Source organism: Paraflavisolibacter caeni, from assembly GCF_025628885.1.
GTDB classification, from domain to species: Bacteria; Bacteroidota; Bacteroidia; order Chitinophagales; family Chitinophagaceae; genus Flavisolibacter; species Flavisolibacter caeni.
Genome location: NZ_JAOTIF010000021.1, coordinates 80,950 through 94,866, shown reverse-complemented (window position 1 = coordinate 94,866; position 13,917 = coordinate 80,950). Strand labels below are relative to the sequence as shown.

Genomic DNA, 13,917 nt, shown 5'->3' with positions numbered 1-13,917 from the left:
TTCATATCAATTAACTAATTCCCCCTGCTCCTTTTTAAAAGAGATTTTACAGTTACTTCATTCCATTTTGCAAACCGGCCCCGCTGTAACACCAACTCATTCTCATTGGGATGTTGAAGAAAATAATGAAATATAAATTTCTCATTTGGATTATACCAGCCTGCCATTTGACCAAATCTCAAATCATTAAAAACTAAGGAATCATGCCACTTTTCAATAGTATAATACCCTTGCGAAAATCGTTGCAAATGCTGTAAACTTTCTTGGTCATGAACTGTACTGAGCAAAGAATCATTGCGAGGAAAATACGTCAGATCCATTCTTTCCTTTGTATCAAAGACAGAACGGTAGCCTATATAAAATCCCTGCGCATCACCTGCAACTACATACCACAATAAGCTGTTGAAGGGCGTTGGAGTTATTAAAAGCTTCTGATATGGAATATCCTGTTTCGATAAACTATGCTTTACTTCTACACTAACATTTACTCTATTAATAATTGCATAAACAAGGTACAATGAACTTAAACCAACACCAATTTTCCACCAAAACCTCCTCCTTCGATGGTTTTTAACAATAAACAACAATACAATTGCGGCTATAAACGGCCATACAGTAAATAATGGATCCACAACAAAAAGCGTGTGAAAAGAGATACGCTGGTGGCTGAATGGCTCGAACCACCCGGTACCATAAGCATTTAAAGCATCGATAAAAATATGAACGAAAATATTAATACCAAACAGCAGCATCCAAACTCGAAGAGAAATTCTTTGCTGATACCATCGCTTTGCAATAAAAGCTAATAATCCAGTTATTAAAACTGCAAAAAGTATGGAATGAGTAAATCCCCTGTGAGCAAGAAGATTTTCAGCAGGTCCTAGCCAAAGGGACGAAATAATATCGATATCAGGTATATTCTGTGCAATGGCACCAAATAGCATGGCCCTTTTGCCGAGTCGTTTGCCTGCTATAGCTTCACCTATGCAAGCCCCTAAAACGATATGTGTTAAGGAATCAATAGCTTACAGTTTGTTTTAAAGACTTTTGTTCCAGTTATCTTCTATTTAACCCAGCTACCTCTGATTACTGATTAAACATGATAATCAAACCAATATGACGAAAAATAATGAGTACATCAAGATAATGTTATCTAAGGGCATTTACAATGACCTGAAGTCAATAACAATAAAAAAGCTGCCTCAATTTTAGTCTTGAGACAGCTTCCTTAATGAATTCAACAATATTTTAGATTATCTCATTTCTCTGATGTCAACTACATCCATATCTGCATAATTGTAGTTCTCTCCTGCCATACCCCAGATGAAGGAATAATTACTGGTACCACATCCAGAGTGAATAGACCAGGCCGGAGATACAATTGCCTGGTGATTGGCAAGCAACATATGTCTGGTTTGTGTAGGTTCTCCCATAAAGTGGAATACCCTTTGATTTTCAGGAATATCAAAATAAAAGTAAGCTTCCATTCTGCGGGTATGTGTATGAGAAGGAATAGTATTCCATACACTTCCGGTGTTCAGCACCGTTAACCCCATTACCAACTGGCAACTTTTAATTCCGTCCGCATGAATGTATTTATAAACTGTCCTTTGGTTGGCAGTTTCGATTGCACCTAGGTTCATCGGAGAGGCTTGCTCCTTGGGCAAAAATTGAACAGGATAAGTTTGGTGTGCAGGAGCCGACAGCAGGAAAAATACGGCAGGATTAGCAGAATCAGCACTTTCAAAAGAAACTACCTGGCTACCTTTACCAGCATAGAGGCAATCCAACTTCGTCAAAACTTGTGATTTACCATCAACAGTTACAGTTCCGGCACCGCCAACATTAATGATACCCAATTCGCGACGCTCTAAAAAGTAGTCAGACCTCAACTCTGGATGATTTGGCAGCTCTAATTTACCGTCAACAGGTACAGCGCCACCAAAAATAACCCGGTCATAATGGGTATAAACCAACTCAACAGAATTAGGCTTCATTAAACTTTCCAACAGAAAATTATCACGCAATTCCTGCGTATTCATTTGGCTTGTCTCTTTCGGACCTATTTGAAATCTTACTTGCATAGTAAATTTAATTTATCGGGCCATCCAGCCCCCATCAACATTTAAAATTGTTCCGTTTACATAATTCCCGGCTTCTGAACACAAGAAAACCACTGGCCCTATAAAATCTTCCGGCGCGCCCCAACGTCCCGCAGGTATCCTGTTTAATATTGCCTGCTTCCTTTCAGGATCTTCACGTAAAGCTTGCGTGTTGTCAGTTTCTATATATCCCGGTGCAATACCATTGACATTAATACCACGACTAGCCCATTCATTTGCAAATGCTTTCACAAGACCTGCAACGGCAGACTTACTTGCTGTATATCCTGGTACATTGATTCCACCCTGGTATGAAAGCATCGAGCAGGTAAAAATAACTTTACCAGAACCCCTGACCAACATGTCTTTACCAATTTCACGGGTAATGACAAACTGTGCATCAAGATTTACAGCAATCACCTGGTCCCAATATTCATCAGGATGCTCCTCCACCGGCTTGCGCATAATTATACCAGCGTTATTGATCAAAATATCAATAGGAGGATTCTCTTCTTTAGCCTTTTTAATAAATCCATACAAGGCATTCCGGTCACTAAAATCACATTGATAGGCGGTGAATTTTCTACCAAAAGCAGTAACCTCTTTTTCGACCTCACTTCCCGAACTTGCTAGTCCTGATGACACCCCTATTATATCAGCCCCAGCTTCAGCCAGAGCAGCAGCCATTGCCTTACCGATACCACGAGCACAACCGGTGACCAATGCTGTTTTACCTGAAAGGTCAAATAAACGCTGTATACTCATTTTTTGATTTTCCGTTTCAATAAAAATCTGTCTACCTTAACTATTTTGGGAATTAAAGCGCCAAACTTACGACGATCATAGTATAAAAAATCAAATCAAATTTCAAAAACATATGATTCTCCTCAATAGAAAGGATCAAAAAGAAACGGCACTTAAAGAATATCAAAGCTTTCAAAATCATCTAATTGAACAAGCATTAATCACTTGCCAGAAATAAGAAGGAGGCCGTATCAAAAGTAAATGAAGCCCCTGAGAATCACTTAAATGCGTACTAGACTCCATCAGGTACCCGAATAACAAGAGGCTGACTCATACTTTTGAGTCAGCCTCTTGTTTATCAGGCGATTAATAATTTTTCCTCTAAATTTTCATCGGACAGAGGGACGCCTTCGTTTTCAAGGACTGGATACAGATACGGATGTAAAAACGGTTCGCTAAATATGGAAAATGGAAAAAAGAAGTTGACTGATATTGGATTAAACTTTTGGCTTTTCTCGGATTGGATTCTCAAATAACTACTTACGAAAATGGTTTGACTTTTGGATACGGATAATTGAGATATTCATCAATCAACTTCAATACAAAAATAATTAACCAAAACAAGCTCTGCAATTGCACTTTTGCTCGATTTTCATATACAGCAATTACTGAAATCCAACCCTAATCACTAGAAATCTTACCAGAAACAACTCGTAGGATTACCACCTATGAAATAGTACAATTTGCAGAATTTATACCTTCACCACTCGCTATAAATTATACTACATGATTACAAAAAAAGGACACAATTATACTCTTACAAAATTCAAGACAACAGGAACTCCCAACCGGTCCCTTTTTCAAAAACATTTAAATAATAATCAATATTGACTGAAAATGAATAAAGCAACCAGAAAAAACACATCCTTCGTAGATTCAGTATACATACGGTATACCTAAAGTAGGGCTACAGTATTCCAACAGCATCCCTCCATTCCCCATACTTAAACCGTACTTTAGGTATACATTAGCCGTATCTAAGCCTAGGCTACTTCGACCATCCTTCGACCATCTTTCGACTATGCTTCGATAAAAATTCAGAAAATGCTCATCAAGAAGGGGAAAACAACCAATCGGCAGAACGCCCTGAAAGGGCTAAATGGAGTCAATGGAACTGTGCCTAAAGTTACAAAACCAGCCTTACACCACCAATCTCCTAATCTCCAATTTCTAATATCCATTCTATCATTAGCCATCTGTCATCTCCTCTCAAACCCCCAAATCCAGGTTCAGATAAATTCGAGATCCTGGTTATTTTTCAAGATTTAATACCCAGAGTGTCTTTGCTGGTATTATCCATTTGATATTGGAAAATTCATTTGAAGAAGATGTAACTACATTGACAGCCTTTCGGAAACCATTTGTTTGCTCAGAAAACCTGCTGACATCTATAGTTTTCTCTTCTGTTGCAGTATTCATGATTACCATCACAGTTTGATTGTTATCATAACGGAAATAGGTATATACCCAATCTTCCGGAACATACTGCATCAGCTTCCCTGTTTTTAAGGCAGAAGACCTTTTACGGAAATTGGCCAATGTTTTAGTCCAATTAAACACTTCGTTTTCCTGCTCAGTTCTTCCTTCCTTTGTAAATTTATTTTGAGCATCTTCCTTCCAGCCACCTTGGAAATCTAAACGCACCCAACCATCTGGGTTAGATACTCCTTTCATTAAAATTTCAGTTCCATAATACAATTGGGGAATACCACGGGTTGTGAACAACCATCCAATTCCCATTTTTAATTTATCAATATCCTCTCCCACTTGCGACAAAAAACGTGTCATATCATGATTATCCAAAAATGTCACATTCTTCATAGGGTCAACGTATATGAAATCATTAGCCAGCGTTTGATAAAGTTTGTTCACCCCCTCCGTCCAGCCAAAGTTCTGAGTCAAGGCTGGATTGATGCCATATAAATTGGTTTGGAAATCGGTTACTCCAGGCAGATTACTCTTAAATGGAATGTTGCCCATGTTGTTCTGAGTAAAAAAAGCCTGGTCTAGCATGCCATGTACCCAGGTTTCACCAAACAGGGTTATTTTGGGATATTCATCCATTAAAGCCTTATTGCATCGATTCATGAAAGGCAAGTCATTATAGATGTAAGTATCAATACGCCAACCATCTACACCAAATTCTTCAACACTCCAGATTGCATGTTGAATTAAAAAATTAGCTACGTAGGGATTATTCTGATTCAGATCAGGCATTTGTGGTGTAAACCATCCATTGCTCATCACTTCTCTATCTTTTATTGAAGCATAACTATCCATCAATGGCTGATCTTTATATGTAGTGTTCGTGTACTTAGGCCACTGGTTTAGCCAGTCTTTCATAGGCAAATCCTGAACAAAAAAATGTTGAAGTCCTGTGTGGTTGTAAACAGCATCCTGGATAAGTTTCATTCCTCGTTTGTGTAGTTCATCGCTTAATCTTTTATAAACATCATTTCCACCCAGCCTTGGGTCTACTTTATAATGATTAGTAATAGCATAGCCATGTTCTGTCCTGTTTGGCATATCATTTTCCAAAACTGGTGTCATCCAAAGAGTTGTAACGCCCAAATCCTGTAAATAATCAAGATGATTAATGACACCTTTCAAATCTCCCCCATGCCGGTGATACAAAGAATCACGGTTTAACGACTGATCTTTCATGCCAGGAACTTTATCATTTGAATAATCGCCATTGCTAAACCGATCAGGCATCAGCAGGTAAATAAAATCGTTAGAAGTAACACCTTGTGCATATAATGTTCCTTTGCCTTTTCGCCGCTGTTTCAATTCAAATGAAATATCACCATCTCCATTAAAACCATTGATATGGATTTTCAATTGTCCAGGTTTAGCCAAAGGCGCAATTGTCAAATCCAGAAAAACATAGTTAGGATTTTCAACCTTATTGACCTTTACAAGCTTTACCCCGGGATAATTAATCGTAAATGTGTTTTCAGAAATATTGGAGCCATGAACCATTAATTGCACTTTAGGGTTCTTCATGCCAACCCACCAATTGGAAGGATATATACCATCAACTTTATATTCATTAGCGTTAGCCCATACAAAAACCAAATAGGAAAAAAATAAAAGAATAAGCTTTCTCATTGTGTCATCAAACAATTTAAAATTGAAGTTGGATGTAGAATTACTTATGGAGAAGAAGCTCAAATAGGACGTTGCTCCTCAATTTCAATTTTAGCAACTTTGGATTTTGAAACTCTCTCATGTTTTTCACTGACAAAAAAGTAACAAAAAACCGCAGCTAAAATCATTAATACACCTCCAATCTGTACAGCTGTCATTCGATTATTATGAAGCAGGTGCTCCATGATCCAACCAAAGAAAAGTGAGGCTATGATCTCCGGCAGAACAATAAAAAAATTGAAAATACCCATATAAATGCCCACCTTATTTGACGGAAGACTACCTGCTAGCATTGCATAAGGCATTGATAAGATGCTTGCCCATGCTATTCCTACTCCTGTCATACATACATAAAGCATATTTTTATCAGTCACAAACCCCACTCCTATAAGTCCTAATGCACCACAAATCAGGCAAAGTGAATGGGTAAGCTTTCGTCCGAGGCGTCCTGCTATTGCTGGCAATAGTAAGGCGAATAAGAAAGTAACTATACTATAATAAGATAGTGTCAGACCTGCAAACTCCACTCCCTGTGTATATAACACGTCTTTTTCACTCTCTGCACCAAATATATTTCTAGCTACAGCAGTACTATAATAGAACCACATTAAAAATAATCCTGGCCAGGTAAAAAATTGAACAAGAGCCAATTGCTTCATCTTTGATGGCATATTAGAAATAGAACTTGAAATTTCTTTTAATCCATGACTAAAACCTCCTGCACTTGCCTCTTCCTGGCTGTCTTCAGTTGGAGGGTATTCATTTGAAGTGAGAATAGTATATAAAATGGCTATTAAAAAAATAGAACCGCCTATATAAAAAGCGTATTTAACTGAATTGGGAATGGCTCCACCAACCGAAATTCTGGAAACATGAAATATATTGGAAAGTATCCAGGGAAGTGCAGAAGCAATACTCCCCCCTAGGCCAATAAGAAAACTTTGCATTGCAAAGCCTTTAGTACTTTGGCTGTCAGGCAATTTATCTGCAACAAAAGCGCGAAATGGTTCCATAGCGATATTGCCCGAAGTATCTAAAATCCAAAGCAAACCAGCAGCCATCCATAGTGCACTGCTGTTTGGCATAAAAAATAGACAAACAGTACTCAACACTGCTCCAATAAAGAAATAAGGTCTACGTCTACCCCACCTTGGATGCCAGGTATGGTCGCTCAAATAGCCAATTATAGGTTGAACAAGCAATCCTGTAAGAGGTGCAGCCAAAAAGAGTAATGGGATTTCTTCCGGTGAGGCTTTTAAAAATTCATAGATTGGTCCCATATTGGCACGCTGAAGGTCCCATCCAAACTGGATCCCAAAGAATCCAAAGCTCATGTTGAAGATTTGCCAGAAACGAAGTTTAGGTTTACCTTCTGGAACTGAAAATGCAGGCATAAACAATCGTAATTATTAAAAATGAAGATAGTGTATTTATTACACAATGCATATAACCATAAAATAATCATCCAGAATTGAATTTACATTTTTGGCTTGAAGTAAGCATACCCAATTAAACAGATTAAATCATAAAATAGGAAAAGTTCAAAGTTCATTGCCAATTTCTAGTTTTTGGCAATGAACTTTGAACTTTTCCTATTTACTTATAAAGGTCTGCTATTTACTGACCAATGGTAAAGCCATCAGGTAAAATTGCCCCCTTTTTAATGACAACGACACCCTCTTTGACAGCATATAATTTATTGTCTGTATCTGCCAAATGACTCCCGCCTGAGATTTTAACGTCATTTCCAATGCGGCAGTCCTTATCTATAATAGCACCCTGGATTACACAACGTTCGCCGATCCCGATCAATGGAGTACCGCTTTCCTTAGCAATAGCTATATGTTCTAAAGATTCATAATAATCATTACCCATTAGATAAGTATTACTTAAATAGGAATCCTGACCAACACGAGAGCGGATGCCAATCACACAACGATCAATAGTTGCAGAGTTGATAATAGAACCTTCAGCAACCAAAGCATGAGAAGTATGCGTGGAACCATTATATTTTACAGGGGGCAACATACGTGGCCTTGTGTAAATAGCATGGCTAACATCATATAAATTGAAGTCTGGAATTTCGTTTGTCAACGCCAGGTTGGCATCATAAAAGGCTTTGATGTTTCCAATATCCTCCCAATACCCTTCATATTGGTAGCTCGCTACTTTATACTTGTGTATAGATTGGGGAATGATCTCCTTACCGAAATCAGCAGAATCTTTATTCTCATTCTGTAATAAGTCAAAAAGTAGTTTACGATTGAAGATATAAATACCCATTGAAGCCAGGTACACTTTACCCATGCTGCGCATTCTGTCGCCTGTATCACTTACCCAGTCCTCAAGCCCACTCTTGGGTTTTTCAATAAAAGATTTAACAATTCCATCTTCTTGCTTAAGAATTCCGAATTCAGAAGCCTCTTTCTCAGAAACTGGTATTGTTGCGATTGTGATATCAGCACCCCTTTCTTTATGGTTACGCAGCATTGCCTGGAAATCGATTTGATAAAGTTGGTCACCCGAAAGAATCAACACATATTCACTTGGAAAAGGATTGATGTGTCGCAAACATTGACGCACAGCATCGGCAGTTCCCTGGAACCAAGCCGGATTGTCTGGCGTTTGTTCTGCAGCCAAAATATCCACGAACGCTGTACTAAAAGCACTAAACCGATAAGTATTTTTAATATGCCTGTTTAAAGATGCCGAGTTGAACATTGTTAATACAAACATGCGGCTCATATCTGAATTAAGACAATTAGAGATGGGTATATCAACTAAACGGTATTTTCCAGCTATTGGCACTGCAGGTTTTGAACGAGTTGCAGTTAAGGGAAATAACCTTGTTCCGGCACCGCCACCTAAGATAACAGATAAAATTTCCTGGTTCATGGTTTATTTATTAATGATAAAAGATGTTAGTTTGGTGAAATCTCCATAGGCTAAGAACTCTTTCGAAGCAATTTCATATTGAGATAAAAATACAAGAAAACTTAAATAACTAGAGAGTACATTTTATCTTTCAATAAAAAAATCATAGAGTTTTCACTTCTTGCGCTCCATCACCACCTGTGTTATCCTTTTTATCGATAACATTTGCTAAAGAATGTTTGCCAACATCTTTTTTCAATGATCCATAAAGTTCGATGTATTCTTTGGCCGATGTATTCCAGGAATGGTCAATTTTCATCATGTAATTACGCATCCAACTAAATACTTCCGACTGGTTATTGTAAAGGTGAAGAGCACGTCCGATTGAATCAGAGATATCTTCAATATTGGCCTGTTCAAAACAAATACCGAAACCTTGAAAGTCTTCAAAATCCTTTACAGTATCCTTCAAACCTCCGGTGTTGCGTACCATGGGGACAGTACCATACCTCAACGCATACAACTGATTTAAACCACATGGCTCAACACGGCTTGGCATTAACAAGAAATCAGCACCAGCATACATTAGATGAGCAAGCGCCTCATTATATCCAATAAATGTATTTACATATCCACTAAATTGATGTACAAGCGCATTTAATCTTGATTCTATTTCCGACTCACCTGATCCTAAGATTAAAAAGCATGCCTGACCGTGATAATGGTATTTAGCGCTACGGATAGCATCAGGCAAAACATCTGCGGCCTTCTCACCTACCAATCGTCCAATGAATATAAACAGTGGTTTTTCAGGGTCAAGGCCAAAACGTTGGCACACTTCTATTTTATTTGCCAGTTTTCCTTCTTTTACACCTCCATTATCATAGTTCTTGACCAAAAGTGGATCTGTTGCCGGATTCCATACTACGTTATCAATACCATTTAAAATACCTTTACACTTGCCTTTTTCATATTCAAACAATGCTTCCAGGCCATTTGCATTATACCGCAGTTCATTCATGTAGTTAGGGCTTACTGTCGTTACTTCCCATGCACATTTTACAGCACTAGCAAGGGGGTTGATCGTATTTTGCCACTCAAGCATTCCACTTTTCCAAGAATCGTAAGATGGCAATAAATAGGATTTATCCCATCCCATCCAACCTTGATACTCTGCATTATGAATAGTAAAAACGGATGGAACATCTTCCAGGCGGTTGAAAGAATAACAGTACTTAAGCATAAACGGAACCAAACCAGTGTGATGGTCATGACAATGGATAATATCTGGTTTATTGTTCCAACTGTTGATCCAGTCGCAAACAGCAATCTGAAATCCCACGAACCGTTCTGTATCATCATCATACCCATAAATCTTTTCCCGGTCCAATAGTCCATTAATATCTACCAGAAATAAGTCAAAGCCCAATTTGCTTGTTCTTTCTTTAATAATACTATAATGGAACCATTGGTGCCCCAAATATTGCCCCCCCTCATGTACAAGATCCCATTCATTATTATACAGGAACTTGGTTCGATACATGGGCATAACAACTTTTGAAGTATGCCCTAATCCATTTTGGTATTTAGGCAGGGCACCGGCAACATCGCCTAGACCTCCGGCTTTTGCAACAGGATAACATTCAGCAGTGACATGAATTATTTCCATAGATAAGTAAATTATCAATAATAATTAAAGAATGAAAGATAAGAATGTAGATTGAAAAAAGGTATTACATCTTTAGAAATAAAGAAAAGGAAGTCCCCTAATGCCCTAATTCTTGAGTTTGCTTAGTATCCAAATCCAAAATAATTCTAGACAAATAATACCAAAGACAGCCTATCATTCATTGCTACAAATTAATAATCAATATTTTACGTTTAATCCAATCCGTTTCTTACCACACATTTAAAACTTGCATTTCATGAAAAACATGTAACTTTTTTTATTCAATTCCGATCATTTTTGAATAATCAGCATTCATCAATGTTTGCTTTAGTAAATTGTATTTAATTTGAAGTAATTTTTATAATTTAAAATACTTCAAACGACTTGCTTATGGCACAAGAAACCAAATGGCCTCAGTTTAGCGTATTAATATCCGTTTTCTTCTTCTGGGGTTTTGTAGCCGCTAGTAATGATATCCTCATCCCTGTTTTTAAAGAAAAGCTACATCTGGAGCAATGGCAGTCACAAATGATCTCTTTTGCTTTTTATGTTGCATATACAGTAGGTTCAATAATTTATTTTTTGATCAGTAAAGCAAGCGGTGGAGACATTTTAAACCGTCTAGGGTATAAAAATGGAATTTCACTTGGGCTGATTATTTCAGCGTTAGGGACATTGTTATTTTACCCAGCAGCAGAAGCTGAATCTTTTTTATTGATGATTAGTGGGCTATTTATTGTTGGGCTTGGCTTTTCATTGCAACAAACTGCAGCAAACCCATTGGCGATAGTTATGGGGGACATGCAAACAGGGTCACAGCGTTTAAGCATGGCTGGTGGCATTAACAACCTGGGCACTACTTTAGGGCCTATTTTGGTAAGCTTAACCATATTTGGTGCAGTAACAGGCAGCGCTGAAAAAGTAGCCGATATAAGCGCGGTGAAGATTCCCTATCTGGTGCTAGGTGCTGTGTTTATTTTAGTTGCAATTATTTTTAGATTCTCATCAGTTCCCAATAAAATCAATCTGGAACAAGATACCAGCAAAGTAGCAACACCTACGGATATCACAGAACCCATTGCAGTGCCTACAAAGCGTAGTGCTTTAAATTATACCCAGTTACTTTTAGGGATGATTGGCATCTTTGTATATGTTGGCGTAGAAGTTGCGACTGCCAGCAATCTGCCTGAATTTATGAAACAGCACGTTCATACTGCTGATGGGAAGCCATTTCCGACTGAAAAAATTGCCCCTTTTATTTCACTTTACTGGGCCAGCCTTATGATGGGCAGATGGACCACTTCAGTAGGAGCATTCGACATCAGCAGTAAAGCGAAATCTATTCTCCGTTTTATCATGCCTTACTTAGCATTTGGGGTATTTTTACTGATCAATAGAATCGCAGGTCACGATACCTCTCCATTTTATTTATATGCTTTCATAATTATTGCTTTGATTCTTGGAGACCTCCTCAGTAGAGGTAATCCTGCACGCCTGCTGCTTATTCTATCGCTTTTAGGTATTACCTCTTTGAGTATTGGTATTTTAGCTGATGGAATGGTAAGTGTTTATGCATTTACAAGTGTTGGCCTTTTTTGCTCCACCTTATGGCCATGTATTTTTACGTTAGCTATTGCTGGATTAGGAAGTCATACAAATGAAGGTGCAAGCTTTTTGATCATGATGATTATGGGGGGAGGAATTATTAGTTTACTTCAAGGCTTTCTTGCAGGTGATGCCTTCCTAGGCATTCAAATGTCTTTTTTGGTTGGAGTTGCATGCTTTGCATACCTTGCTTTCTATGCAATAAAAGCGAAAGCTATTCTCAAAGCCCAAGGAATTGATTACGATGGACAAACCGATTCTAATATAGTTAAACACTAACAGATAATGGAAAGAACACAACAGTTTGCAATTGGCATTGATATAGGAGGCACAGGGACTAAATTTGGTATAGTAAACCACAGAGGAGTCATTTCTCATAAAGGCGATGACATAGCGACAAATACTTTTAAAAAAGTAGAAGATTTTGTAGATGCTTTATATATCGCATTAAAGCCAGCAATTGATCAAATCGGTATTAACCATTTAAAGGGTATTGGAATTGGTGCCCCGAATGGCAATTATTATAGCGGCACTATAGAATATGCCCCGAATTTACACTGGAGAGGCATTGTCCCCCTTGCAAAATTGATTTCTGAACGATTTGGATTGCCAAGTTCTCTTACCAATGATGCAAATGCAGCTGCTGTTGGTGAAATGATGTATGGAGCTGCTAAGGGCATGAAAGATTTTATTGTTATTACCCTAGGAACCGGTGTAGGTAGTGGTATAGTTGCAAATGGTCATCTTATATATGGCCATGATGGCTTTGCTGGTGAACTAGGACATACAATTATTCGCCCTGGGGGCAGAAAACACTGGTCAACTAGCCTTGACGGATCTTTGGAAGCTTATGCTTCAGCAACAGGAATTGCCATAACTGCAAGAGAAATGTTGGAAAACTCAGATAAATCAAGTCTATTAAGTGCATACCAACCTGAGAAAATCAATTCGAAAATAGTTTATGATTGCGCAATGAAAGGGGATGAAATCTCGAAAGAAGTTTATCGCTTTACAGGGCAAATATTGGGCGAAGCGTTAGCTAACTTCGTAATGTTCTCCTCTCCTGAAGCCATTATTTTATTTGGGGGCGTAATAAAGGCAGGAGACTTAATTATGAAGCCCACCAAAGAACACATGGAAAAAAATCTATTACCCATTTTTCAAAATAAAGTAAAGCTGATTTTTAGTGAACTGAAAGAAGCTGATGCAGCAATCCTCGGTGCCAGCGCTCTGGTATGGGAAATGAGAGATTAAGAACAATTTTAGAAAAGTACTGATAATTATAAAGCTTTTGGCAATTGGTACGGTTTTTTGACATCCCTTCATAAAACTTTATTGTTATGAAAGGGTCAAGAAGTAGCAATAATATGCAAAACAAACAGGTGACTGGCCACAGGCCAAGGCCAGAAATAAGAGACAACCTGGACAGTAGGAATAACGAAGAACAATTAGCTAAGGGAAATAGTTCAACGCATAATAAAAAAGAAACCAAAAGAGAAGATCAAAGAAATAAGAGAGAAGGTTAGTGAATAGTCAAACTCAACTTTCAATGATAAATTAGTTCGACTACACTAACTCTGGATTTAACAATTTTATTTTAGGCTCCCAGAAAACAATTGGGAGCCTAAAATAGTTTTAATAACAACCAATAATCACATCCTTGATTTCCCATTGAAACGGGACAATTTTAATTAGAATAATTATATAGCTTTT

Annotated in this window: 10 protein-coding genes; 3 read left to right on the top strand and 7 right to left on the bottom strand. The window is 37.9% G+C overall.

The window, feature by feature from the left end; genetic code table 11:
* Positions 1–14: 14 nt before the first annotated feature.
* The 7 genes from OCK74_RS20710 to OCK74_RS20680 all read right to left on the bottom strand — a co-directional run bounded on the left by OCK74_RS20710 (position 15) and on the right by OCK74_RS20680 (position 10,599).
* Positions 15–1,022 carry a metal-dependent hydrolase gene (locus OCK74_RS20710; RefSeq protein ID WP_279299026.1) on the bottom strand — a complete coding sequence of 336 codons (1,008 nt, stop codon included), beginning with the start codon at positions 1,020–1,022 and terminating at the stop codon, positions 15–17.
* Between the two features lie 231 nt (positions 1,023–1,253).
* Positions 1,254–2,084 (bottom strand): 5-dehydro-4-deoxy-D-glucuronate isomerase, encoded by an 831-nt coding sequence (gene kduI / locus OCK74_RS20705; RefSeq protein ID WP_279298994.1) that lies wholly within the window; start codon positions 2,082–2,084, stop codon positions 1,254–1,256.
* 12 nt (positions 2,085–2,096) lie between these two features.
* A complete protein-coding gene (locus OCK74_RS20700; RefSeq protein ID WP_279298993.1) occupies positions 2,097–2,867 on the bottom strand; it encodes an SDR family NAD(P)-dependent oxidoreductase in 771 nt (256 codons plus the stop codon).
* Between the two features lie 1,290 nt (positions 2,868–4,157).
* A complete protein-coding gene (locus OCK74_RS20695; protein WP_279298992.1) occupies positions 4,158–6,017 on the bottom strand; it encodes a glycoside hydrolase family 13 protein in 1,860 nt (619 codons plus the stop codon).
* A 59-nt stretch (positions 6,018–6,076) separates the two neighbouring features.
* The gene (locus OCK74_RS20690) at positions 6,077–7,450 is read right to left on the bottom strand and encodes an MFS transporter (protein WP_279299025.1); all 1,374 of its coding nucleotides are present in this window, start codon (positions 7,448–7,450) and stop codon (positions 6,077–6,079) included.
* A 223-nt stretch (positions 7,451–7,673) separates the two neighbouring features.
* Positions 7,674–8,951, bottom strand: a complete 1,278-nt coding sequence (locus OCK74_RS20685; protein WP_279298991.1) for a glucose-1-phosphate adenylyltransferase — start codon at positions 8,949–8,951, stop codon at positions 7,674–7,676.
* A 142-nt stretch (positions 8,952–9,093) separates the two neighbouring features.
* A complete protein-coding gene (locus OCK74_RS20680) occupies positions 9,094–10,599 on the bottom strand; it encodes a glycogen synthase (protein WP_279298990.1) in 1,506 nt (501 codons plus the stop codon).
* A gap of 390 nt (positions 10,600–10,989) precedes the next feature.
* Here OCK74_RS20680 and OCK74_RS20675 point away from each other — a divergent pair, with 390 nt between their 5' ends.
* The 3 genes from OCK74_RS20675 to OCK74_RS20665 all read left to right on the top strand — a co-directional run bounded on the left by OCK74_RS20675 (position 10,990) and on the right by OCK74_RS20665 (position 13,730).
* Positions 10,990–12,483: an MFS transporter gene (locus OCK74_RS20675; protein ID WP_279298989.1), complete on the top strand. Its 1,494-nt coding sequence runs from the start codon at positions 10,990–10,992 to the stop codon at positions 12,481–12,483.
* A 6-nt stretch (positions 12,484–12,489) separates the two neighbouring features.
* Complete coding sequence (locus OCK74_RS20670; protein ID WP_279298988.1) at positions 12,490–13,458, top strand: ROK family protein; 969 nt, start codon at positions 12,490–12,492, stop codon at positions 13,456–13,458.
* A gap of 86 nt (positions 13,459–13,544) precedes the next feature.
* Positions 13,545–13,730, top strand: coding sequence for a hypothetical protein (locus OCK74_RS20665; RefSeq protein WP_279298987.1), 186 nt, complete (start codon positions 13,545–13,547; stop codon positions 13,728–13,730).
* The last annotated feature ends 187 nt before the right edge of the window (positions 13,731–13,917 follow it).